Source organism: Paracoccus sp. 08, from assembly GCF_024105395.1.
GTDB lineage: Bacteria > Pseudomonadota > Alphaproteobacteria > Rhodobacterales > Rhodobacteraceae > Paracoccus > Paracoccus marcusii.
The window spans coordinates 26,861-50,483 of record NZ_WEKR01000006.1; the positions used below are offsets into that span (position 1 = coordinate 26,861).

Consider the following 23,623-nt stretch of genomic DNA (forward strand, 5'->3'; position numbering starts at 1 on the left):
CTTTTTCGTTCACCAAATACCCTGCGGATGTCCCGGGGGGCGCAAGGCCCCCCGGCCGCATCGGATCACTCGGCGGCGCGGGCCATCGGGTTGTTCGGATGGCTGGTCCAGTTCGCGTATTCGCCGCGCGGAATGCCGGTGCGCTTGTCGATCTCGCCGATCTCCAGCTCACGCATGGTGATGCAGTCCTCAACCGGGCAGACATCAACACACAGGTTGCAGGCGACGCATTCCTCCTCGATCACCTCGAAGACGCGGCCCGGCTTCATGGCGATGGCTTGGTGGCTGGTATCCTCGCAGGCGGCATAGCAGCGGCCGCAGCTGATGCAGGCGTTCTGGTCGATCACCGCCTTGGTGACATAGTTCAGGTTCAGCTGCTGCCAGTCGCGCACGTTGGGCACCGCGCGGCCGATCAGGTCGGACAGGCCCATCTCATGGCTGTCCAGATAATCGTGCAGGCCGGTGATCATCTCCTGGACCACCTTGAAGCCATAGGTCATCGCCGCCGTGCAGACCTGCACATTGCCCGCGCCAAGCGCCATGAACTCGGCTGCGTCGCGCCAAGTGGTGACGCCGCCGATGCCGCTGATGGGCAGGCCTGCGGTTGCCGGGTTGCGCGCGATCTCGGCCACCATGTTCAGGGCGATGGGCTTGACCGCCGGGCCGCAATAGCCGCCATGGCTGCCTTTGCCGTCAATGGTGGGCTGGGGCGCGAACAGGTCCAGATCGACCGAGGTGATCGAGTTGATCGTGTTGATCAGGCTGACCGCATCGGCGCCGCCCCGCTTGGCGGCCTCGGCGGGCTTGGTGACATCGGTGATGTTGGGCGTCAGCTTCACGATGCAGGGCATGCGGGAATACTGCTTGACCCACCGGGTCACCATCTCGATGTATTCCGGCACCTGGCCCACGGCCGATCCCATGCCGCGCTCGGCCATGCCGTGCGGGCAGCCGAAGTTCAGCTCGACCCCGTCGGCGCCGGTATCCTCGATCTTGGCCAGGATGTCGCGCCAGCTGTCCTCGTCGCAGGGCACCATCAGGCTGATGATCAGCGCCCGGTCGGGATAGTCGCGCTTGACCGACTTAATCTCGCGCAGGTTCACTTCCAGGGGTCGGTCGGTGATCAGCTCGATGTTGTTGATGCCCAGGACGCGGCGGTCGGCACCGTGGATCACGCCGTATCGCGGGCCGTTCACGTTGACGACGGGCGGGCCTTCGGACCCGAGCGTCTTCCACACCACGCCGCCCCAACCGGCCTGGAAGGCGCGGCGGACGTTGTATTCCTTGTCGGTCGGCGGGGCCGAGGCCAGCCAGAAGGGGTTCGGGGACTTGATCCCGATGAAATTGCTGCGCAGGTCTGCCATGGGTTCGTCCTCAGCCGGGGATTTCGACGGGACGTCCGGTCAGCCGGGCGTCGATGTCTTCTGCCGCGTCGCGGCCTTCGGCCACCGCGGTCACGGTCAGGTCGTCGCCGCCGGATGCGCAATCGCCCCCGGCCCAGACCCCGTCCAGCGTCGTGCGGCCCGGCCCGGTCACCAGGATCTTGCCCCCGGCCAGCTCCAGCCCCTCGGGCGCGCCGTCCAGGCGCTGGCCGATAGCGCGGAACACCTGGTCGGCCCGGAGGCGGAACCGGTCCTCGGTCACATGCAGCCCGTCGGGGCCGTCCTGGGTATAGGCGAACTCGACCTCGGTCACCGCGCCGTTGCCATGGACCGCCAGGGGCGCCGCATTGCAGATGATCCGCACGCCGCTGGCGGTCGCGTGGTCCTGTTCATGGCGGCTGGCGCCCATGCGGTCCTGACCGCGGCGATAGACGATGCTGACGTTCTCGGCGCCCAGCAGGCGGGCCTGTACGGCGGCATCCACGGCGGTCATGCCGCCGCCGATCACCACCACGTCGCGGCCGACGGGCAGGGTGCCCAGATCGCTGGCCTGGCGCAGGTCGCGGATGAAGCTGACGGCGTCCAGCACATGCGTGCGGTCCTCGCCGTCTGCGCGCAGCGCGTTCACGCCGCCCAGGCCCATGCCCAGGAACACTGCATCGTATTCGGACTGCAGCGCAGCCATGGTGATGTCGCGGCCGATCGCTTGATCGTGGCGCAGCTCGATCCCCCCGATGCCCATCAGCCAATCGACCTCGGCCTGCGCGAAACCGTCCACGGCCTTGTAGCTGGCGATGCCGTATTCGTTCAGCCCGCCGGGCTTGGGCCGCGCCTCGAAGATCACCACGTCATGGCCCTTGGCGGCCAGGCGGTGCGCGCAGGCCAGGCCCGCGGGGCCCGCGCCGACCACGGCCACGCGCTTGCCCGTGGGGGCGGCGCGCTTGAAGGGGTGCGACCCTTGCGCCATCAGCCCGTCGGTCGCGTAACGCTGCAGCGCCCCGATCTCGACCGGCTTGCCCTCGGCCTCCATGCGCACACACGCACCCTCGCACAGCTGTTCCGTGGGACAGACGCGGGCGCACATGCCGCCCAGGATGTTGGCGTGAAAGATCGTCATCGCCGCCGCGTCCGGCGTGTCGGTCGCGATCTGGCGGATGAACAGCGGGATATCGATGCTGGTCGGACAGGCCGTGATGCAGGGCGCGTCATGGCAGAAATAGCACCGGTCAGCGGCCACATGCGCCTCGTGGCGGTCCAGCGGCGGGGCGACATCGACGAAGTTCGCCGCCAGCTGGTCGGGGGGCAGTCGTCCCGGCACCACGCCGGGGCTTAATCTCGCTTGGGACATTTTCGTCTCCTGGCTCACCTGTTGGTGAAATCAGGCTGACACAGGTCCATTTTTTTATCAAATGGTAAAATATGGGCCGCAAAGCTTTGCGGAAATTTCAGGCAGGCAGGTCCAGGATGGCAGCCAGACCGCCCAGATCGGACCGTTCCAGCCGCAATTCGCCGCCATGCAGCGCCGCCAGATCGGCCACGATGGCCAGGCCCAGCCCCGCGCCGGGGGCGCCCAGTTCGTCCAGCCGCGCGCCGCGCATCAGGGCCAGGGGGGCCTGGTCGGGCGACAGGCCGGGACCGTCATCCTCGATCCGCAGGATCAGGCGGTCCGGCAGGACGCGCACGGTGATGCGCAGGCGCGTGCGCCCCCATTTGGCGGCATTCTCGGACAGGTTGCCGATCATCTCCTCCAGGTCCTGGCGTTCGCCGGGAAAGGCCGCGTCCGGGGGGCAATCGACATCGGCAGTCATGCCGCGGTCGGCCAGGGGCCAGCGCAGCACCAGCAGGATGTCGTCGACGACCGGCGCGACCGGGGTCCGCTGCCCCAGCAGGCGCGGCCCGGCCTGTCGCGCGCGGCGCAGGTGCCAGCCGATCAGGCGATCCATCCGCGTGATCAGGGCCTGGCCCTGATGATCGGGCGGCAGTTCGTTCGACAGGGCCGCCAGCGGCGTCTTCAGCGAATGGGCCAGGTTCCCCAGATGCTGGCGCGACCGGGTCAGAAGGGCCGCGTTCTGATCCAGCGCCGCGTTGATCTCTGACGCCAGGGGGCGCAGTTCGGACACGTCGGGGCGGGCCAGCCGGTCGCTGTCGCCCGCGCGCACGCGGGCCAGGTCGGCCCGCAGGCGGTCCAGGCTGCGCAGGCCAAGCGTCACCTGGATCACGCTGGCGGCGGCCAGGCCCAGCCCCAGCACCACCAGCGCGACCGCCAGCGGGCGCACGATCTGCGCCAGGCTGCCCTCGATCTCGGCCAGGGGGGCGGTCACGGTGACCGCGATCAGGGCGTCGCTGTCGGGAATGGTCAGCTCTCGGCGCAGGACGCGCAGGCCCGCCGCATCGGCGTCGCGGCCCGTCGCGCCGGTCAGATCGCCCGCGGGCCCGGTCAGCTGCCCGTCCAGCAGCGACGGAGAGCGCGCCACCGTCGCATCCCCCGCCATGACCTGCCAGTACCAACCCGACAGCGGCAGGGTGAAGCGCACGTCCAGCGGCGTGTCGTCCAGCTCGACCCGGTCGTCGTCGACCTCCAGCTGGCCAATCAGGCTGTCGGCGATGGCCAGGGTTTCGGCGTCGAACCGGTCGGTGACGAAATCCTCCAGCAGCTGCGCGATCAGCAGGAACGCCCCCAGCAGCGCCGCCGTGAGCCAGACCGCCGCCAGCAGCAGCAGCCGGCCGCGGATTGACCGCGTCACGCCGACCTCAGGACATAGCCCTCGCCGCGACGGGTCTCGATGATCCCGTCGCCGACCTTCTTGCGCAGGCGGCCGATGACGACCTCGATCGACTTGAAGTCGCGGTCCGTCTCGGCTTCGTAGAGGTGTTCGGACAGTTCGGTCCGGCTGATGACGCGGTCCTGATGGGTGATCAGATAGGTCATGATGCGCTGTTCAAACGCCGTCAGCCGCAGCGCCATCCCGTCCAGGGTGATGACGCCCAGCTGGCCGTCCAGCTGCAGCCGCCCGGCCGCGATCTGCGGGCGCGCATGGCCCGCGGCACGGCGGATCAGGGTCTGGGCGCGCAGCACGACCTCTTCCAAGCGGAAGGGCTTGACGGCGTAATCGTCGGCGCCCGCGCGAAAGCCCGCCACCTTGTCGGTCCAGTCGCCGCGCGCGGTCAGGATCAGGACCGGCATGGCGATGCCCTGGTCGCGCCAGCGGGTCAGGACCTCGATGCCGGGCAGGCCGGGCAGGCCCAGGTCCAGCACGGCCACGTCATAGCTTTCGGTGGCGCCCAGGAACTCTCCCTGGGTGCCGTCTGGGGCGATGTCGGTCACGAAGCCGGCCTGGATCATGGCCTGGGACAGCTGGTCGGCCAGCAGGGGGTCGTCCTCGACGATCAGGGCGCGCATGTCAGGTCCTTCAGTCTTGGGTGCGGGGCGCGCGGCGCGCCTCCAGCTGGCCGCGTCCGGCCACTTCCAAAAAACGCCCGGTGCGGGCATCCACGCGGATGTTGAGGATGTTGCGCTGCGTGGTCAGCAGGCGGAATTCATAGACCAGCTCGACCCCCGCGGCGCGTTCGGCGGGGCGGGGCGGGCGCGTCTCGGCCGCGACCAGGCGGCCGTCATAGCGCGCTGTGACCGCCTCGGCCATGCGGTGGAACGGTTGCGGCTGAAAGCTGGTGGCCCAAGGGTCCGGCGGGGGGGCGGCCGGGGGCGCAGGCTGGGGCAGTGCCGCCAGCGGCGCCATCAGGGCCAAGACAAGGATCAGAGGATTCGGGGCACGTGTCATGGGGCCACTATGCCCTGTCCGGGGGAAATGGAAACCAAACGGCGCGTTGGCGATCCGTTCGGGTGCGTTGGGCTAGAAACGATTCGCAGAAGGCCGGAACCGCCAGCCGACATCGACCCAAAGGAGTGTCACATGACCCGCAAGCATCTTGCATCCACCGCCGCCCTGATCGCCGTCATGGCCGGGACCGTCCCCGCCATCGCCCAGACCCCCGGCGTCGAGCTGCCCTCCATGCTGCAGGGGCTGGACCTGGACCGCATCAGCTTCGAGACCAAGCGCGACGGCCAGCGCGAATACGAGGGCTATCTGCCGGACGGCACCCAGATCGAGGCCGAGTTCGACATGGCCGGCAATCTGATCAAGATCGAGGCCGACGACGGCAGCCTGCCCGCGCCGCTGATCGATGCCGCATTGCCCGGTGCCGTGCGCGGCACGCCCGCGATGGCGCTGTTCGCCCGCTTCGAGGAGATCAAGCAGACCCCGCGCCACCTGGAGATCAAGGGCTGGCAGGAGAACGGCGCCGAGGTCGAGGTCAAGTTCGCCCCCGACAATACCCTGATCGAGATCGAGACCGACGACACCGCCCTGCCGCAGCCGATCATCGACGCGATCCTGCCGCAGGCCGTGCGCGGCAACGAGGTCATGGCCCAGTTCGGCATGATCGAGGAGATCAAGGCCGAATACGGCCGCTTCGAGGTCAAGGGCGAGGATACCGGCGGCCAGGACATGCGCGCGGCCTTTGACGAGGCGGGGGCCGTCCTTCGCGCGCCGAAGGCCCCCGGGGTGATGGCCCGCGCGGCGACATGCCCCCCGCGCCGCAGTTCGACACCGTCGCGGCGAACCAGCGCCTGACGCAGGCGGGCTACAGCGCGTTCGGCCTGATGCGCCAGGAGGGACCGCGCGTCCTGCTGGATGCGACCAATCCCGACGGGGAGACCGTCACCCTGGAATTAGACCCGCAGGGCCAGCTGGTGCGCGAAACCGCCCGCTGATCGCGGCGCAGGCTGCGCCGCGAGGGCCGTCCCGTCCGGGGCGGCCCTTTTTCCATGCCGCGACGGGCTGACCAAGAAGACACTTTGCCTTGGCGCGGCCCCGGTCTAGGCTGCGGGCCAAGCCAAAGCCCTTGGCGTCGTGTCATTTTATCGACACGCATGCCCGATAACGGGAAACGGCTGAGTGACAACGACATGGAGGATCTTTCTATGACACGGATCGACCGACGCGGCCTTCTGCGCGGGGCTGCGGCCACGGCTGGCGTGGCGCTGGCCTCTCCCTATCTGGCGCGCGGCGCCATGGCGCAGGGTGCGGGGCAGGTGAACATCTTTGCCTGGGCCGGCTATCTGAACGACGAGATCCTGGGCGCCTTTCAGGAGGCCACGGGCATCACCCCGAATTTCACCCCCTATGGCACCAACGACGAGCTGCTGAACCAGCTGCGTGCCAACAACGGCGCCGGGTTCGACCTGATCTGGCCGACCGTCGACCGCGTCCCGAACTATGTCGAGTTCGGCCTGATCCAGCCGCTGGACGAATCGCGCATCGAGGTCGCCAAGGTGCTGCCCAGTGCCTGGGAGAACTCGGTCAACCTGGGCGCGGTCGTGGACGGCAAGCGGTACCAGGTGCCGACCGACTGGGGCACCGAGGCGATCGCGTTCGATACCGAACAGAACCCGCTGGAATACGGCACCGCGTCCTATGGCGATCTGTGGAAGGACGGCGCGCAGGCGACCGTGCGCGGGCATTCCTCGCTGATCGGCCTGGGCCTGTGGCTGGAGGCCGAGGGCAAGCTGCCGCGGCCGCTGCTGGATGCGTTCACCGATCCCGATGCGCAGATCGAGATCTTCGACGTGATCCTGGCCGAGGCCATCGCGCGCAAGGGCAACATCATCCAGTTCTGGACCAACGAGAACGAGGCCCAGGGCGCGTTCCGCGTCAACGGCGCCACCGTGGGCCAGACCTGGGATTCGACCGCGGCCGCCCTGGCGTCCGAAGGTCTGCCCGTGGGCTTCATCGCACCCAAGGAAGGCGCGCTGGCCTGGATGGAGGGTCTGTCGATCCCGACGGGGGCCGCGAACCTGGACGGCGCCTATGCCTTCATCAACTGGTTCCTGACGCCCGAGGCCGGCGCGATGTACACCAACGCGACCAAGATCAACTCGACCGCGGTGGGCTCCGATCAGCTGACCTCGGACGAGGCCAAGGCCTTCTTCGCCGCCGCCTATCCGGGCGACGCACTGGAGAAGCTGTGGTGGTGGCCGATCCAGGAAAGCTGGTACATCACCAAGCGCAACGAGTATCAGGACCGCTTCCTGTCGGCCTGAACCCAACCGGGGGCGGTTTGCGCCGCCCCCCAATTCCTGCAGGAGACACAATGTCCCATTCGGTCGAACTTGCCGGCATCGGCATGACTTTTGGCACCACCCGCGCCGTCAGCGATGTCAGCTTCAAGGTCGAGGCCGGAGAGTTCTTCTCCATCTTGGGGCCTTCGGGCTGCGGCAAAACCACGATCCTGCGCATGATCGCGGGCTTCATAGAGCCGACCGAGGGGCGCGTGCTGATCGGCGACCGGGACATGAAGGGGCTGGGCCCCAACCAGCGCCCGACCGCGATGATCTTTCAGTCGCTGGCCCTGTTCCCGCTGATGTCGGTGCGCGACAACATCGCCTTCGGCCTGGAGGCCCGCGGGGTCGGCCGCGCCGAACGCCGGGCCAAGGCCGACGACCTGTTGCGCCTGATCGCGCTGGAGGGATACGGCGACCGCATGCCGGGCGAACTGTCCGGCGGCCAGCGTCAGCGCGTGGCCATCGCCCGCGCCCTGGCCGTGGAACCGGGCGTCCTGCTGCTGGACGAACCGCTTTCCGCCCTGGACCTGAAGCTGCGCCAGCACATGCGCGCCGAACTGCGCGCGCTCCAGAAGCGCACGGGCGTCACCTTCATCTATATCACCCACGACCAGTCAGAGGCGCTGGCCATGTCCGACCGCGTCGCCGTGATGTCGGCGGGTCTCTTGCAACAGGTCGCCACGCCCCGAGAGCTGTACGACAACCCCGCCGTGCAGGCCGGCACCGCCCGGATCGAGACCGACTTGGGCCCGCTGACCGGTCGCGCGGGACAGGGTGCCGCGCCGGGCGTGCAGGGCACGATCTATGTCCGCCCCGAGGCGCTGGTGCCCGGTATCGGCCAAAACCCCCTGCAGGCGCAGATAGAGCGTGTCGATTTCGAAGGATCCTTTGCGCTGGTCCACGGCCGATTCGACGGCGGGACGGCGCTGACGGCATCGGTGCCCTCGACGCGGCTGGCCGATGCGCCGGTTCCGGGCAGCCGGGCGGGGTTCGGGTTCGACGCGGGACATGCGGTGGTGCTGGGCGATGGGTGATCTGAAAAACCGTTTCGGACCGGGGCTTTCGACGATCTTCCTGATCCTGGTCCTGTTCTGGCTGGCTGTGATGGTCCTGGCCCCGAACCTGATGATGATCGACTATGCCCTGCGACCGAACCTGCCGCCCGCGGCGCTTGGGGGGCCGGACGACACCTATACGCTGTCGAACATCCTGTATCTTGCCGGAGAGCCCACGCACCGCGCGATCTTTTTCAAGACGATCTGGGCCAGCGGCCTGGTGGCGGCGGTGACCTTTGCCGTCTGCTATCCCATCGCCTTCTGGATGGCGCAGCGGGCCACGACGGGACAGCTGGCCATCGCGATGATGCTGATCATCATCCCCTTCTTCATCAACGAGGTGCTGCGGACGCTGGCCTGGTTCATCATCCTGGCCTATCGTGGGCCGCTGAACGCGGTGCTGACGAATATCGGCCTGATCGACGCACCGATCCGCTGGCAGGGTGACGGCGGCGTGCTGGCAGCGATGGTCTATGCCTATATCCTGTTCATGCTGCTGCCGATCTACAACGCCATCGAATCGCTGGAAAAGGCCCAGATCGAGGCCGCGCGCGACCTCGGCGCGTCGCCCTGGCGCATCCATGCCCGCGTGGTCATCCCCCATGCCAAGGCCGGGATCGCCACGGGTTTCGTGTTCACCTTCATGCTGGCGGCGGGCAGCTATGTCGCGCCCGCGCTGCTTGGATCGCCCGGCAGCCGATGGTTCACCGAGATCATCTACAACTGGTTCTTCGAGGGCGGCGACTGGAACCGCGGCGCGGCCTATGCGCTGGTGCTGCTGGTGCTGTGCCTGGCGGTCGTCCTGATCACCTTGCGGCTGTTCCGCGTCAACCTGACGGATGTCGCGAAATGAGGGCGGAACGCATCTTCGGCGCCATGTTCTGGCTGTATCTGATGGTCTTCGCGGCCTATCTGTTCGCACCGCTGATCATCATGGGCGCGGCCAGCTTCAATGAAAGCCGCTTTCCCACGGTGATCCCGTGGCAGGGGACGACGACGGAATGGTTCGCCGCCATGTGGGCGGACGCGGCCATGTGGCAGGCGCTGTGGACGTCCGTGCTGGTCGCGGTCTGCGTGGTGGTGATCGTGGTGCCGGTGGGCACGGCGGCGGCGCTGGTCCTGACATCGCTGCATGCGCGGGCGCGCAGCTTTGCCTATGCGGTGATGGTGTCGCCCCTGCTGACGCCGGGGGTGGTGATCGGGATCTCGACCCTGATCCTGTGGCGGCAGATGGGCGTGGGCGGCGGGGTGTTCCTGATCGTGCTGGCGCAGTCCACCTTCATCATCTGCTATGTCATGCTGATGGTCATGGCCCGCCTGCAGCGGTTCGACCGCACGCAGGAGGAGGCGGCCCTGGGTCTCGGCGCCAGCCGCGTGATGGTGTTCCGCCGCGTGACGCTGCCGTTCCTGCGGCCCGCGCTGATCGCATCGGCCGGCCTCGCGGTGCTGCAATCGATCGAGAACTACAACACCACGCTGTTCGTGCGCGGGTTCGAGACGCCCCTGACCGTCTTCATCGCGACCAAGGTCCGCACCGGCCTGACGCCCGCGGTGAACGCGTTGGCGCTGGTCATCATCGTGGCCACGGTCATCGGGGCCATCGCCTATGAGGTCGCGCGGCGCCGGCGCGCGGCCTAGCCGTTCGGCAGGATCAGGTCGGGTGCACGGCTGGCGGTTAGCACCAGCTCCATGTTGGGCAGGTCGTTGGCCTCCAGCTTGGCGCGGGCCTGATCGGGTGGCAGATCGCGCCAGCGGGCCGTCAGGCGGGCCCGCAGCACCGCCTGCGGCACGTCCAGCATCACGGTCAGCGCGAAATGACGCCCCAGGTCGCGCCAGCCGGGCCGGTCCAGCAGCAGATAGTTCCCCTCGACCAGGATCAGCCGGGCGCTGGCGGGAATCTCACGCGCGGCGGCGCGGCTGATCTCCAGGTCGCGGTCGAAGACGGGGACCAGCACGTCGCGGCCGTCATCGGCGGCCAGCCGCTCCAGCATGACCGCAAAGCCGTTCAGGTCGAACGTCCAGGGCGCCCCCTTGCGCGGCAGATCGCCGCGTGCCGACAGCAGCCGGTCGTCCAGGTGATACCCGTCCATCGGCAGCAGCGCCGCCCCCGGCAGATCGGCCAGAAGCGCATCGGTGACATGGCTCTTGCCCGCGCCCGGAGGGCCCGCCAGGGCGACCATGGTCCGGCCGGGGCCGCGGGCCATGGTCCGCAGGCGCTCTCTCAGGTCGGGAAGATCTGTCGTCGTGGTCATCATGTCACCTTTGAGGGCCTGTCACAGCGATCCTTTTCCGATATTCCGGAACCATTCAAGGCGGCAGTGCCTTGAAGCAGACGACAGGGTCTGGGGCAGGCTTACAAGGGACGCGACGTGGACGAACGGGACGACTGGCACCTGACCGAGGCGCTGCATCATGAACACGGACGCGGCGATCCCTTCGCGGCCGCGGTGCGGGCAACGCGCATGCCGATGATCATCACCAACCCCAGCCTGCCCGACAATCCCATCGTCTTTGCCAATGACGCGTTCCAGCGCCTGACCGGGTACGACCGCGACGAGCTGATGGGTCGCAACTGCCGGTTCCTGCAGGGGTCGCAGACAGACCAGGACACGATCCGCCGCCTGCGCGAGGCGGTCGAGAACGGGACCGACATCTCGGTCGATATTTTGAACTATCGCAAGGACGGAACGTCGTTCTGGAACGCGCTGTATCTCAGCCCGGTGCGCGACGATGCGGGCCGTATCCGGTTCTTCTTTGCCTCGCAGCTGGACGTCACCGACCGGATCGACGTGCAGTCCCGCATGGCGCGCGAGAAATCGCGGGTCGAGGCCGAAGTGACCCGCCGCGTCGCCGAACTGCGCGATTCGCTGGATGCACAGCGTCTGCTGCTGCACGAGGTCGATCACCGCGTGAAGAACAACATGACCATGATCGGGTCGATCCTGCGCCTGCAGCTGCGCGAGGCGGCGGACAGCGACACGGCCGACATGCTGCGCGCGATGATGACCCGGATCGACGCCTTGGCCACGGTGCATCGCCACCTGTACCAGTCCGACGACGTGACGCGGTTCGACATCGGATCCTATGCCGTCAACCTTGCCTCCGACCTGACGCAAAGCCGCGCCGATTGCGACATCCGCATCCGCGCCGATCTGGGCCGGGCCGAGGTGCCTGCGGGGCAGGCGGCGGCGATCGGGCTGATCGTGAACGAGATCCTGGCGCACATGATCCGCCCCGAAAACGTCGCGAAGGGCCAGGTCTTCGACATCTCGTCGCGGACGACGCCCGCGCGGGTCGAGCTGTCCATCGGCTTCGGACCTCCGAGCCAGGGGGACGCCGAGGCCGATCCGGTCTATTCGCCGTCCGGGGTGAACGAACAGATCATCTCTCGGCTTGCCGCACAGACACGAACGCGCGTGGCCTGGTCCAGGACCGATCAAGGGTCGATCCAGGTCAGCGTCGTCATCGACAAGGAAATTCCATGAACCGCCCCAAGGCGCCGCTGTCGATCCTCGTGGTCGAGGATGAGTTCATCATCGCGATGGACATCGAGATGATGATCGAGGATGCCGGCCATCAGGTTCTGGCCGTGGCATCGTCGCTGCAGGACGTGATGGCCCTGCCCACGGACAAGGCCCCGGACGTCGCGCTGGTCGATATGCAGCTGGCACGCGGCAGCACCGGCCTGCAGGTCAACAGCGCCATCCAGAAGCAGTGGCCCGACACCATCGTGGTCTTTGTCACGGCCAACCCAAAGAAGATTCCCGACGATTTCGACGGCGCGCATGGCGTCATCGCCAAGCCGTTCTCATCGGCGGGATTCGTCGCCGCGCTGAAATACCTGGAGGAGGGCGTGTGCGATCCGCCCCCCGTGTCGCCCGAACCCGGCAGCTTCGTGGCCTCGCCCGCCTTCGCCGCGCAATGGGGCGTCAGTCCAGGGGAGCGGTGATCACCACCCGCAGACCGGGCGCATTCGTGTCCGACTGCAACTTGCCGCCTAGCTGCTCGACCAGCGACGCGACCATCCGCATGCCAAAGCCGGTGCCCTTGATGGACCCGTCCGACCCCACGCCGTTGTCGGTCACGGACAACAGCATCCCGTTGCGCGTCTGCGACAGCACGACCGACACCGGGCCGGGCTGGCCGTCATAGGCATACTTGATGGCATTCGCGACGATCTCGTTGGTCAGCAGGCCCATGCTGACCGCACGATCCGCCGATACCAGGATGGGCGCGAATTCGGTCTGGATCGCGTCGGCCCAAGCTGGGTCCAGCGACGATTTCATATCGCGCAGCAGGTCGTCCAGATAGATCGCCAGGTCCACGATCTGGGCGCTGTCGTCCTGATAAAGGCGGCGATGGACCAGGCTGACGGCCGACAGTCGGCTTTGCGCCTCGTCCAGCTGGGTGCGGACCAGGGAATCGGCGCCGCGGCCCTGCATGCGCAGGAAGGATGCCACCAGGGCCAGGCTGTTCTGGACGCGGTGGTTGACCTCGCGCAGCAGGAATTCCTTTTGCTGGATCAGGCTCTCGTTCTCGCGCAGCGTGATGGACAATTCGGCGTTCAGCCGGCGGATGCGCCGCGAGCTGCGCGCTTCCAGCATCAGGCGGACCAGGCGGCTGGCGGCCTCGACCTCGGCGGCTGTCCAGGGGCGCGACTTGCCGCGCACTTCGTCGGACCAGGCCGCAAAGGATGCGCGCGGCTCCAGCGTGGCGCCGGGGACCGTGGGGACGTCCTTATGCGGGTTGCCGGCCCAGGTCACGACCTGCAGCTTTTCGGCGCGGAACCACATCAGGATCGTCGGCACCTCGGTCGACATGGTGACCGACAGCATGCCGCTGGCAACGTCGCGATAGGCCGCCGCCGCAGGGATCACGCGTTCCAGGTTGGAACTGACAAAGGGGGTGATCGCCGCAGACTGGCGCACATGGTCGGCCAGATGGCGCAGCGCCGCCGGATCGGGGCAGCTGCCCGACGAGAACAGCTCGCTGCCCTGAACGGCGGCAAAGCCGTCGGCGCCCACCAGCTCGGCCAACGGTCCCGCGGATTGCGCGAAGAACTGGTCCAGCTGGTCGTCAGGACCAAGACGGGCCAGCACGGTATCCTCGTGCGCGCGCAGGCGGATGCGTTCGCGGTACAGCACCGTCTCCTCGCGCAGGCGGATCTGGCGGGCCAGGCTGTCGGCCAGGGACTGACAGGCCAGACGCGTGGCCAGCGACAGGTCGCGCGGTTCGGGATGGTGGCAGGCGACAAGACCCCACAGGGCCCCGTCCTTGATGATCGACATCGACGCCGATGCACCCACCCCCATGTTGCGCAGATAATGCAGGTGCACCGGAGAGACGCTGCGCAGCATCGAATCGCTGAGGTCGATGGCCTCGATCCCGGGAGCGCTGCCGGTGATCGGCTGGACCGGGGCATGCACGTCGGCAATGACCCGCACGCGGTTGCGCACGTAGAGGGCGCGCGCCTGACGGGGAATATCGGATGCCGGGAAATGGTGGTTCATGAACGTGCCCATGCCCTCGGCACGGCTTTCGCCCACCACGGCCCCGGCCTCGTCGTCGATGAAGCGATAGATCATCACCCGCGCGTGGCCGGTCAGCTGGCGGAACACGCCCGCCGCGTTCCGCATCAGGTCGGGCAGGGACGACGCCCGCTCCAGCACCGCGTCCAGCGCCTGCATCCGGCCCAGGAAACGTGCATCCAGCGGCGGTTGATCCAGCGCGGGCAGCATCTCGATCACGACATGCGCGCCGCTGCGATAGGCCAGCAGGTCCCAGGATGCCCCGTCGATCATCACGGGTGCCAGGGGAACGGGACCAATATCGGGCAGATCGTCGATTGCATTGCGCAGCACGCCGCCAAGCGCCTGCGACAGGGTCTGGCCGATCATGTCGCGCGTCAGGCCGTCGGCGCGTCCCGCGGCGCCGACGATCCGGCCGTCGCCCGGGTCGACGATCAGAAGGTGGCCATGCGCCTGGATCGATCCGGGAACATGGATCGGTTCGCGGTCGCAGGCAGTCAGATCACGGGCATCGGCAGGGTTGGGCAGGGCTGTGGACATTACGGATTTCTAAGGCGGTCCAGGTCAGCCGTCCAATTGCTTTTCGTTTACCGTTGCGTAAATGCGGTCATGGCGGTCTGGAACACCGCCCGCGCGGCCTTGACCGCCCGTGCGGGGTCCGGATCCGCGGCATGAAGCCAGTCCAGAAACCGCCGCCACCGGCGCGGATCGCCCGTCTGCAGCGCCAGGTGCGATGCGCCGTGGCCCGCGGTGTATCCCAAGGCCGCCGCCCTGCGCGCGATCAGCGCCGCACCGATGGTCGATCCTTCGACCACATACAGCGCACCCGCGACGGACGCGGCGTCGGGCAGGGCAGGCGGGGCCACAGGGGTCGGGCGCCCTGCGCCAAGGTCCGCCAGATCGCGCGCCGTCGCATCCGACAGCATCACCGGCCGCCAGCCGATCCGGGCCGAGCCGGCCTCCAGCAGCGGATCGATGGCGCTGCGAAACGCGTGGCTGCCGCGCAGATAGGCCAGATAGGCCGCCGGGCTGTCCAGCGCGCCCACCTGCGCGTCCAGCGTCGCGTGCAGATCGCCGGTGCCGTCGCGAAGGACGCTGCGCAGAACATGCTGGGTCACCGGGGCCTCGGGCGGGTTGGGGCGGCGCGGGGCCGCAATCCGGGGCGCCCTAGCAGATCGGCGGGGCAGGGGCCAGCGGCGGCGGTGCTGGCAAACCGCGGCACCATCCCTATGATGGCGCCACAGGCGCGCCCCCGGGCGACGCGATCACCGACGGAGGCGGAATGAACCAGGACCAGGCACAGGCGCTGTTGCGCGACATGTTCGATGCGGCGGTGGGCGCCGCCGATCCCGCGCAGGTGCTGGCCGATCATCTGCCGCCCAAGCCGCAGGGCCGCTGCATCGTGGTGGGCGCGGGCAAGTCCGCCGCAGCCATGGCCGCCGCGCTGGAGGCCGCCTGGCCCGATGTCGACCTGTCCGGCATCGTGGTCACACGACATGGGCACCAGGTTCCGACGCGGCGCATCACCGTGTGCCAGGCGTCCCACCCGGTGCCTGACGCGGCGTCGCAGGATGCCGCCGAACGAATCCTGGCTGCGGCCAAGGCGGCGGGACCGGACGACCTGGTGCTGGCGCTGATCTCGGGCGGGGGGTCGGCGCTGATGGCGGCGCCCCGCGCGCCGCTGACGCTGGAGGACAAGATCATGGTCAACCGCCTGCTGCTGCGGTCGGGCCTGACGATCGAGGACATGAACCGCGTCCGCCGGCGCCTGTCGGCGATCAAGGGCGGGCGGCTGGCGCAGGCGGCCGCGCCCGCACGGCTGGTGACGCTGGCGATCTCCGACGTGCCGGGCGACGATCCGGCGGCCATCGCATCCGGTCCGACGGTGCCGGACCCCACCGCCGGACAGGACCTGTCCTGGCTGGTCGACCGGCTGGGCCCCGACCTGCCGCAGGCGGCGCGTGATCTGCTGATGGCGCCGCCGCAGCCCGCCGCGGCCTTCGATGCCGATTGCCGACTGATCGCCACGCCGCAGATGTCGTTGCTGGCGGCCGCCCGCGTGGCGGAACGCGCCGGGGTGACGCCCGTCCTCTTGGGGGACGCGCTGGAGGGAGAGGCCGCGCAGCTGGGCATCGCCATGGCCGGTATCGCCCGCGCGACCGCCGCCCATGGCACCCCCGCCCCGGCCCCCGCGGTCCTGCTGTCGGGCGGAGAGACGACCGTGACCATCGGCCAGGGCGATCCCGGCCGCGGCGGGCGCAACACCGAGTTTCTTCTGTCCCTGGCCGTGGCGCTGCGCGGGCAGCCGGGCATCCACGCGCTTGCCGCAGACACCGACGGCATTGACGGGACCGAGGACGCGGCAGGCGCCATCATCGGCCCCGATCTGCCGCAGCGGGTCGCGGAGCTGGGCCTGGACATGCGTGCGGCCTTGGCGGGGCATGACAGCTACAGCCTGTTCGACGCGACGGACAGCCTGATCCGCACCGGGCCGACGCTGACCAATGTCAACGATTTCCGGGCGGTGCTGGTGGTCCCGGCCGGCTAGGCCAGGATGCCCGGCTGGTCGATGCGCAGCCGTTCCAGAATGTGTTCGATATGGCTCAGATGGTCGCGCAGGGCGCCTGCGGCGGCCTCGGGGTCGCGGGCACGCAGGGCGGCCAGGATATCGCGATGCTCGATGAAGGCGGTCGAGGCGCCGTAGGACAGCGACAGAAAGCGCGCGCGGTCCATGTGGCCCTTGTTGTCGCGCACCAGGTTCCAGACGAATTCCTTGCCCGCCGCCGCGCAGATGTCACGGTGGAACTGGTCGTCCAGGGCATGGAAATCGCTGCGCCGGTCCTCCCGGCTGGCGGCCTCCTGCAGGTCGATCAGGCGTTCCAGGCCGTCCCAGTCCGACGGCTGCAACGTCAGCGCCGCGACCCGCATGGTCGCCTGTTCCAGCGCGCTGCGGATGAAATAGGCCTGCATCACCGCCTCGGTCGAGATCGGGGTGACGGTGGTCGCCCGCTGCGGGCGGATCTGGATGAAGCCCAGCTGCGACAGCCGATAGAAGGCGTCGCGCACCGGTTGGCGCGACACGCCCATCCGGGCCGCGACCTCGGCCTCTGACAGCTTCGCGCCGGGGGGCAGGTCCAGCCCGACGACCCGTGCATAGAGATGCTCGAAGATCTGGTCGGTGACGGTGCGGGGGCGCAGATCCTGCAGCGGTGGCAAGCTGTCCAGTTCCTGAACCGACATGATCATCCCCGCGTTGACCGAACCTGTAAACTAGCATATTAGACGACTAGCGGAATGGCAAGTGAGTCGGAGGGGGATCACATGACACTGCTGGACGACGACCGCCTGTTCCCGACCCAGGGCCGCGCCCGCGATCTGGCCCGCGCGCTGTACGAACAGGTGCGCGACCTGCCGATCATCAGCCCACACGGCCATACCGATCCGCGCTGGTTTGCGGAGAACGAGGCGTTTCCCGACCCCGCGCAGCTGTTCGTGACGCCCGATCATTACGTGTTCCGCATGCTGTGTTCGCAGGGGGTGGCGCTGACCGACCTGGGGGTGCCCCGCGCCGATGGCGGGCCGACCGAAACGGATGGGCGGACCATCTGGCGGCTGTTCGCGCGGCATTATCCGCTGTTTCGCGGCACGCCGTCGCGCCTGTGGCTGGACCACAGCTTCCAGCACGTCTTCGGCATTGACCGCCGCCTGTCCGAAGACACGGCCGACTGGTATTACGATCACATCGCCGAGTGCCTGGCCCGGCCCGAATTCCGGCCCCGCGCGCTGTTCGACCGTTTCAACATCGAGGCGATCGCCACGACCGAGGCCGCGACCGACGATCTGCGCTGGCACCGGATGATCCGCGACAGCGACTGGGGGGGCAGGGTCATCACCGCCTATCGTCCGGACGGCGTGATCGACCCCGAGATGGCCGGGTTCGCCGACAATGTCGCGCTGATGGGCCAGCAGACCGGGTTCGACACCGCGACCTGGGAAGGATACCTGGACGCGCATCGGGCGCGTCGGGCGTTCTTCATCGACCATGGCGCGACGTCCAGCGACCATGGCCACGCGTCGGCCCGGACCGAGGATCTGCCCCGCGACCAGGCCGCTGCGCTGTTCGCCAAGGCCTTGCGCGGCACCTGCACCGCAGAGGAGGCCGACGCGTTCCGCGGCCACATGCTGACCGAGATGGCGCGCATGAGCCTTGACGACGGGCTGGTCCTGCAGATCCACCCCGGGTCGCGCCGCAACCATTCCGACGACGTGCTGGCGATGTTCGGCCGCGACAAGGGCTTCGACATCCCTGGCCGCACCGATTACGTGACCGCGCTGCGGCCGCTGCTGAACGCGGTGGGCATGGACCCGCGCCTGACGGTGATCCTGTTCACGCTGGACGAGACCGCCTATGCCCGCGAACTGGCCCCGATGGCCGGCGTCTGGCCCTGCCTGCGGCTAGGTCCGGCATGGTGGTTCCACGACAGCCCCGAAGGCATGCGCCGCTTTCGCGAGATGACCACGGAAACGGCGGGGTTCTACAACACCGTGGGGTTCAACGACGACACGCGCGCCTTCTGTTCGATCCCGGCCCGTCACGACGTGGCGCGCAGGGTCGATTGCGCCTGGCTGGCCGACCTGGTCGCATCGGGACGTCTGGAGGAGGACGAGGCCCCCGAGGTGGCGCGCGACCTGACCTATGGCCTGGCCAAGCGGGCCTACAAGCTTTGAGCATCTGTATCTGGGAGGATAACATGAAACTGCTGATGACAACCCTGGCGGGCCTGCTGGCCTCGGCCAGCTTCGCCACCGCCTGCGAGATCACGCTGCGGTCGTCCGATACCCATCCCGACGGCTATCCGACGGTCGAGGGCGTCAAGGCCATGGCCGAGGAGGTCCGCGAGAAGACCGACGGCCGCATCTGCATCGAGGTGTTCCCGTCGTCCCAGCTGGGCGAGGAGAAGGACACGATCGAGCAGACCCAGTTCGGCGTCATCGACATGGTCCGCGCCAGCTTCGGGTCGTTCAACGACATCGTGCCGGTCACCCAGATCATGTCGCTGCCCTATCTGTTCACGTCCGTCGAGCACAGCCACGCGGTCCTGGACGGTCCCATCGGCGAGGAGATTGCCGCCGCGTTCGAGGAGCGCGATCTGGTGGCACTGGCCTGGTACGACGGCGGGGCGCGCAGCTTCTACAACTCGCAGCGGCCGATCCAGTCGATCGCCGACCTCGAGGGGATGAAGTTCCGCGTCATGCAGAACGACGTGTTCGTCGACATGATGGATGCGCTTGGCGCCAACGCCACGCCGATGCCCTATGGAGAGGTCTATTCCAGCATCCAGACCGGCGTGATCGACGGAGCCGAGAACAACTTTCCCAGCTATGACAGTTCGGGCCACGCCGAGGTCGCCAAGTATTTCACCCTGGACGAGCACCTGATCGTTCCCGAACTGGTCGCGATGTCCAAGACCAGCTGGGACAAGCTGACCCCCGAGGATCAGGCGATCCTGCGCGAGGCGGCGCAGAATTCCTCGACCCTGCAGCGCGACCTGTGGGCGGCGCAGGAACAGGAATCGCTGGACAAGGTGACCGCCGCCGGTGCCGAGGTCATCACCGAGATCGACAAGACCCCGTTCATCGAGGCGATGGTGCCCGTCTACGACAAGTACGTGACCACCCCCGAGAACAAGGACCTGGTCGAACGCATCCGCGCGACCCAGTGACATCACGCCGCCCGCGGACCTCGCGGGCGGCCTTTTCTTTTCCGGGGGATGCGCGATGCGCGAGGGGATGATCAGATTTGCCACGCTGACCGGCGCGGTCGCGCAGGCGGCCTTGTGGCTGGCGGGGATCGGGCTGGTTCTGATGACCGCCTTTGTCTTTGCGCAGGTGTTCTTCCGTTACGTGATGGGGTCCAGCCTGTTCTGGGCCGAACCGGCCGCCGTCATGCTGATGGGCTGGTTCATCTTCCTGGGCGCCGCCGTGGGGGTCAAGGAAGGCTATCACCTGTCGTTCGACGTGGGCCTGATGGTCGTGCCGGAAAGCTGGCGGCCGTGGTTCCACAGCCTGTCCGACGTGGTCGTGACGGCCTTCGGCTTCGGCATGGCGTGGTTCGGCTGGCAGTTGGCGGCGCGCGCGGCCAGCGGCGTGGTGCCGGGCATCGGCATTTCGCGCCTGTGGGATTTCGCGCCGCTGATCGGGGGCGGCATCCTGCTGATGCTGTTTTCGGTCGAACGCATCCTGCGCCGCGCGGCGGGGCTGAAGACGATGCGCTTTGGTGACATGGACGATGCCGCGGACGGCGTCGTCGACGGCGCGCCGGGTGCGGTGCGCGCCGATGACCTTCTGGACGGCAAGGCTGCGCGCCCCCGCGAAAGGACCTGAGATCATGGAATTGTGGATCCTGTTCGGCAGCTTCGTCACGCTGCTGATGATCGGCACGCCGGTGGCCTTCTGCCTGGGCGTGGCCAGTTTTCTGACCGTCCTCTATATGGGGCTGCCGCCGGTGGTGGTGTTCCAGCGCCTGAACAGCGGCATTTCGGTCTTTGCGCTGATCGCGATCCCGTTCTTCATCTTCGCGGGCGACCTGATGGTGCGGGGCGACATCGCCCGGCGCCTGGTGGCGCTGGCCGGTGCGATGGTCGGGCACATGCGCGGCGGGCTGGGCCAGGTCAACATCATGGCCTCGCTGATGTTCGGCGGCGTGTCTGGGTCGGCCGCGGCCGACGCCAGCGCGGTGGGCGGCCTGATGGTCCCGCAGATGAAGGCGCGCGGTTACGACGTCGATTACGCCGTGAACATCACGGTCGTCAGTTCGATCATCGCGCTGATGATCCCGCCCAGCCACAACATGATCATCTACTCCATCGCCGCCGGGGGCCGTCTGTCCATCGCAGACCTGTTCACCGCGGGCATCATTCCAGGCCTGCTGCTGGCGGTATCGCTGATGGTCACCGCCTGGTGGGTCGCGCGCCGGAAGGGCTATCCGACCGAGCCGTTCCCGGGCCTTCGGATGCTGGGCGCGCTGTTCGTGTCCGCGATGCCCGGCCTGATCCTGATCGCGATCATCTTCGGGGGCGTGCGGTCGGGCTGGTTCACGGCGTCCGAATCCTCGAACGTGGCGGTGGTCTATGCGCTGCTGGTGACGGCCCTGGTCTATCGCAGCCTGCCCTGGTCCGAATTCGTCGAGGCGACCAAGGGTGCGGTGCGCACCACCGCCATGGTGCTGCTGGTGATCGGTTGCGCGGCCTGTTTCGGCTGGCTTCTGGCCTATCTGCGCGTGCCGACACAGCTGGTCGAGATCCTGCAAAGCGTGTCCAGCAACCCCATCGTGATCCTGCTGATGATCAACATCGTCCTTCTGATCCTGGGGACGTTCATGGACATGTCGCCGCTGATCGTCATCACAACGCCGATCTTTCTGCCGGTCGCCACCGCCTTCGGCGTCGATCCGGTGCATTTCGGGGTCATCATGATCCTGAACCTGGGGATCGGCCTGTGCACGCCGCCCGTCGGCGCGGTGCTGTTCGTGGGCTGCGCGGTGGGCCGCATCAGCATCTGGCAGGCGATGCGCACGATCTGGCCGTTCTACGGCGCGGCCTTCGCCACGCTGATGCTGGTCACCTATGTCCCGGCGCTGTCGCTGTGGCTGCCCTCCGTGTTCCGCTGATGAAGGTGTCGCAATGACCGATCCCGTCCGCACCGTCCTGGCCCATGCGCCGGATCTGATGGTCGTCCGCTTCGCCTTCGCGGCGGGCGACCGGGGCGCGCTGCACAGCCATCCGCATGTGCAGTCGACCTATGTCCAGTCGGGCCGCTACCGCTTCACCGTCGACGGCCAGCCGTCCGAGGTCGGGCCCGGCGACGCCTTCATCATCCCCTCGGGCGCCGAACACGGCTGCCTGTGCCTGGAGGAGGGTGTGCTGATCGACAGCTTCACCCCCCGCCGCGACGATTTTCTGTGAAAGGACCCCTGATGACGCATGTCGAAACCCGCCACGCGATCCACCCGGACCACGCCCGCGGCATGGACACCGCCCAGCTGCGGCAGCATTTCCTGGTCGAGGGTCTGTTCGCCGCCGGTCAGATCCGCCTGACCTATACGCATTACGACCGCTTCGTGGTTGGCGGTGCGGTGCCGGACGGGGCGCCCCTGACCCTGGACGCCATCGACGAGACCCGCACGCCCAGCTTTCTGGACCGCCGCGAGATGGGCATCGTCAATATCGGCGGGCCGGGCCGGGTGGAGGCCGCGGGGCAGGGCTGGGACATGGCCAATGGCGACGTGCTGTATCTGGGCATGGGCGCGGGGGCGGTGACGTTTTCGGGCGGGGGGCGGTTCTACATCACCTCGGCGCCTGCGCATCGCGCGCTACCGCATCGGCTGATCACCGTCGATCAGGCCAAGAAGGTCGAGATGGGCGCCACCGCGACCTCGAACAAGCGCGTCATCAAGCAGTTCATCCACCCGCTGGTCATGGAAAGCTGCCAGCTGGTGCTGGGCTATACCTCGTTGCAGGAAGGGTCGGTCTGGAACACCATTCCTGCCCATGTCCATGACCGCCGGATGGAGGCATACCTCTATCACGGCATGGCGCCGGAATCGCGGGTCCTGCACCTGATGGGCGAACCGCAAGAGACGCGCCACCTGTTCGTGGCCAACGAACAGGCGGTGCTGTCGCCGACCTGGTCGATCCATTCCGGCGCGGGCATCGGCGAATACACCTTCATCTGGGCGATGGCGGGGGACAATGTCGATTACACCGACATGGACTTCATCCAGCCGGAGGACCTGCGGTGACCCCCTTTTCCCTTGAGGGACGCACAGCCCTGGTCACCGGCGCGAATACCGGCATCGGCCAGGCCATCGCCGTGGCCTTGGCGCAGGCCGGGGCGGACGTGATCGCCAGCGGCCGGCGCGACTGCGCCGAGACGGTGGCGATGATGGGCCAGGTGTCTGACAAGGCGGGGCGGTCGCTGACCTTGGATTTCGCCGATCCGATGGCGGCGCGCGACGTGTTCGCGGACCAGCCCATCGACATCCTGGTGAACAATGCGGGCATCATCCGCCGCGACGATGCGGTCGATTTCACCGAGGCCGATTGGGACGCGGTGATGGACGTGAATGCCAAGGCGCTGTTCTTTACCTGCCAGGCCTTTGCGCGCGCCGCCCTGCCACGGGGAAGGGGCAAGATCATCAACATCGCGTCGCTGCTGTCCTTTCAGGGCGGCATCCGGGTGCCGTCCTATACCGCGTCGAAACATGGCGTGGCGGGGCTGACCAAGCTGATGGCCAACGAATGGGCCGGGCGCGGGCTGAACGTCAACGCCATCGCGCCAGGCTATATCGAAACGAACAACACGCAGGCACTGCGCGCCGATCCCGACCGCAGCCGCGCCATCCTGGAGCGCATCCCCGCAGGCCGGTGGGGTCGCCCCGAGGATATCGCCCAGACCGCCGTGTTCCTGGCCGCGCCCGCGTCCGATTACGTCAACGGCGCGATCCTCAACGTCGATGGAGGCTGGCTTGCCCGCTAG

Annotated in this window: 25 protein-coding genes; 16 read left to right on the forward strand and 9 right to left on the reverse strand. The window is 68.0% G+C overall.

The annotated features are described in order from the left end of the window. Nucleotides 1-65: 65 nt before the first annotated feature. From preA to GBO37_RS03195, 5 genes are all read right to left on the reverse strand, one after another. A complete protein-coding gene (preA, locus tag GBO37_RS03175; RefSeq protein WP_252927178.1) occupies nt 66-1,364 on the reverse strand; it encodes an NAD-dependent dihydropyrimidine dehydrogenase subunit PreA in 1,299 nt (432 codons plus the stop codon). A gap of 10 nt (nt 1,365-1,374) precedes the next feature. Continuing rightward, nucleotides 1,375-2,730 carry an NAD(P)-dependent oxidoreductase gene (locus GBO37_RS03180; RefSeq protein ID WP_252927181.1) on the reverse strand — a complete coding sequence of 452 codons (1,356 nt, stop codon included), beginning with the start codon at nt 2,728-2,730 and terminating at the stop codon, nt 1,375-1,377. Nucleotides 2,731-2,827: 97 nt separating this feature from the next. Continuing rightward, the gene (locus GBO37_RS03185) at nt 2,828-4,126 is read right to left on the reverse strand and encodes an ATP-binding protein (RefSeq protein WP_252927183.1); all 1,299 of its coding nucleotides are present in this window, start codon (nt 4,124-4,126) and stop codon (nt 2,828-2,830) included. Then, on the reverse strand, nt 4,123-4,782 hold the full coding sequence (locus GBO37_RS03190) for a response regulator transcription factor (protein WP_127898761.1): 660 nt from the start codon (nt 4,780-4,782) through the stop codon (nt 4,123-4,125). The genes GBO37_RS03185 and GBO37_RS03190 overlap by 4 nt, the downstream gene beginning before the upstream one ends. Nucleotides 4,783-4,792: 10 nt before the next feature. Further along, the gene (locus GBO37_RS03195) at nt 4,793-5,161 is read right to left on the reverse strand and encodes a PepSY domain-containing protein (RefSeq protein WP_127898760.1); all 369 of its coding nucleotides are present in this window, start codon (nt 5,159-5,161) and stop codon (nt 4,793-4,795) included. Between the two features lie 132 nt (nt 5,162-5,293). Here GBO37_RS03195 and GBO37_RS03200 point away from each other — a divergent pair, with 132 nt between their 5' ends. The 6 genes from GBO37_RS03200 (at nt 5,294) to GBO37_RS03225 (ending at nt 10,196) form a co-directional block, all read left to right on the forward strand. Beyond that, nucleotides 5,294-6,013, forward strand: a complete 720-nt coding sequence (locus tag GBO37_RS03200; protein WP_252927185.1) for a PepSY-like domain-containing protein — start codon at nt 5,294-5,296, stop codon at nt 6,011-6,013. After that, nucleotides 5,965-6,153 (forward strand): hypothetical protein, encoded by a 189-nt coding sequence (locus tag GBO37_RS03205; RefSeq protein WP_167550363.1) that lies wholly within the window; start codon nt 5,965-5,967, stop codon nt 6,151-6,153. Before GBO37_RS03200 ends, GBO37_RS03205 begins: the two co-directional genes overlap by 49 nt. A 210-nt stretch (nt 6,154-6,363) precedes the next feature. Further along, nucleotides 6,364-7,482, forward strand: a complete 1,119-nt coding sequence (locus tag GBO37_RS03210; RefSeq protein ID WP_045981663.1) for an extracellular solute-binding protein — start codon at nt 6,364-6,366, stop codon at nt 7,480-7,482. A 50-nt stretch (nt 7,483-7,532) separates the two neighbouring features. Next, on the forward strand, nt 7,533-8,537 hold the full coding sequence (locus tag GBO37_RS03215) for an ABC transporter ATP-binding protein (protein WP_252927188.1): 1,005 nt from the start codon (nt 7,533-7,535) through the stop codon (nt 8,535-8,537). Next, nucleotides 8,530-9,411, forward strand: a complete 882-nt coding sequence (locus GBO37_RS03220) for an ABC transporter permease (RefSeq protein WP_252927191.1) — start codon at nt 8,530-8,532, stop codon at nt 9,409-9,411. Before GBO37_RS03215 ends, GBO37_RS03220 begins: the two co-directional genes overlap by 8 nt. Beyond that, on the forward strand, nt 9,408-10,196 hold the full coding sequence (locus GBO37_RS03225; RefSeq protein ID WP_252927194.1) for an ABC transporter permease: 789 nt from the start codon (nt 9,408-9,410) through the stop codon (nt 10,194-10,196). Before GBO37_RS03220 ends, GBO37_RS03225 begins: the two co-directional genes overlap by 4 nt. Here the strand turns inward: GBO37_RS03225 and GBO37_RS03230 are convergent. Beyond that, nucleotides 10,193-10,810 (reverse strand): nucleoside/nucleotide kinase family protein, encoded by a 618-nt coding sequence (locus GBO37_RS03230; RefSeq protein ID WP_252927197.1) that lies wholly within the window; start codon nt 10,808-10,810, stop codon nt 10,193-10,195. The genes GBO37_RS03225 and GBO37_RS03230 overlap by 4 nt on opposite strands. Nucleotides 10,811-10,927: 117 nt before the next feature. Here GBO37_RS03230 and GBO37_RS03235 point away from each other — a divergent pair, with 117 nt between their 5' ends. Together GBO37_RS03235 and GBO37_RS03240 are read left to right on the forward strand one after the other, a co-directional pair. Further along, nucleotides 10,928-12,043, forward strand: coding sequence for a PAS domain-containing protein (locus tag GBO37_RS03235; protein WP_252927200.1), 1,116 nt, complete (start codon nt 10,928-10,930; stop codon nt 12,041-12,043). Continuing rightward, a complete protein-coding gene (locus tag GBO37_RS03240; RefSeq protein ID WP_127898753.1) occupies nt 12,040-12,507 on the forward strand; it encodes a response regulator in 468 nt (155 codons plus the stop codon). The genes GBO37_RS03235 and GBO37_RS03240 overlap by 4 nt, the downstream gene beginning before the upstream one ends. Here GBO37_RS03240 and GBO37_RS03245 read toward each other — a convergent pair. Continuing rightward, a complete protein-coding gene (locus GBO37_RS03245) occupies nt 12,488-14,626 on the reverse strand; it encodes a histidine kinase dimerization/phosphoacceptor domain -containing protein (RefSeq protein WP_252927202.1) in 2,139 nt (712 codons plus the stop codon). The genes GBO37_RS03240 and GBO37_RS03245 overlap by 20 nt on opposite strands. 47 nt (nt 14,627-14,673) lie before the next feature. Next, a complete protein-coding gene (locus GBO37_RS03250) occupies nt 14,674-15,204 on the reverse strand; it encodes a biliverdin-producing heme oxygenase (RefSeq protein WP_194885614.1) in 531 nt (176 codons plus the stop codon). Between the two features lie 164 nt (nt 15,205-15,368). On the opposite strand from GBO37_RS03250, the gene GBO37_RS03255 reads away from it, so the two are divergent. Next, nucleotides 15,369-16,634 carry a glycerate kinase gene (locus GBO37_RS03255; RefSeq protein WP_252927206.1) on the forward strand — a complete coding sequence of 422 codons (1,266 nt, stop codon included), beginning with the start codon at nt 15,369-15,371 and terminating at the stop codon, nt 16,632-16,634. Here the strand turns inward: GBO37_RS03255 and GBO37_RS03260 are convergent. Beyond that, nucleotides 16,631-17,326 (reverse strand): GntR family transcriptional regulator, encoded by a 696-nt coding sequence (locus GBO37_RS03260; RefSeq protein ID WP_157001347.1) that lies wholly within the window; start codon nt 17,324-17,326, stop codon nt 16,631-16,633. The two genes, GBO37_RS03255 and GBO37_RS03260, sit on opposite strands and share 4 nt — an antisense overlap. Before the next feature lie 81 nt (nt 17,327-17,407). Here GBO37_RS03260 and uxaC point away from each other — a divergent pair, with 81 nt between their 5' ends. The 7 genes from uxaC (at nt 17,408) to kduD (ending at nt 23,623) form a co-directional block, all read left to right on the forward strand. Beyond that, the gene (gene uxaC / locus GBO37_RS03265; RefSeq protein ID WP_252927208.1) at nt 17,408-18,814 is read left to right on the forward strand and encodes a glucuronate isomerase; all 1,407 of its coding nucleotides are present in this window, start codon (nt 17,408-17,410) and stop codon (nt 18,812-18,814) included. A 23-nt stretch (nt 18,815-18,837) separates the two neighbouring features. After that, entirely contained in the window at nt 18,838-19,809 is a 972-nt protein-coding gene (locus GBO37_RS03270) for a TRAP transporter substrate-binding protein (protein ID WP_045998950.1), read from the forward strand. 67 nt (nt 19,810-19,876) lie between these two features. Next, on the forward strand, nt 19,877-20,470 hold the full coding sequence (locus GBO37_RS03275) for a TRAP transporter small permease (RefSeq protein ID WP_232303234.1): 594 nt from the start codon (nt 19,877-19,879) through the stop codon (nt 20,468-20,470). A 4-nt stretch (nt 20,471-20,474) separates the two neighbouring features. Continuing rightward, nucleotides 20,475-21,755 (forward strand): TRAP transporter large permease, encoded by a 1,281-nt coding sequence (locus GBO37_RS03280; protein WP_045998951.1) that lies wholly within the window; start codon nt 20,475-20,477, stop codon nt 21,753-21,755. A 13-nt stretch (nt 21,756-21,768) separates the two neighbouring features. Further along, nucleotides 21,769-22,050 carry a cupin domain-containing protein gene (locus GBO37_RS03285; RefSeq protein ID WP_127898746.1) on the forward strand — a complete coding sequence of 94 codons (282 nt, stop codon included), beginning with the start codon at nt 21,769-21,771 and terminating at the stop codon, nt 22,048-22,050. A gap of 11 nt (nt 22,051-22,061) precedes the next feature. Then, nucleotides 22,062-22,886, forward strand: coding sequence for a 5-dehydro-4-deoxy-D-glucuronate isomerase (kduI, locus tag GBO37_RS03290; protein ID WP_127898745.1), 825 nt, complete (start codon nt 22,062-22,064; stop codon nt 22,884-22,886). Beyond that, nucleotides 22,883-23,623 (forward strand): 2-dehydro-3-deoxy-D-gluconate 5-dehydrogenase KduD, encoded by a 741-nt coding sequence (kduD, locus tag GBO37_RS03295; protein WP_045998954.1) that lies wholly within the window; start codon nt 22,883-22,885, stop codon nt 23,621-23,623. Before kduI ends, kduD begins: the two co-directional genes overlap by 4 nt.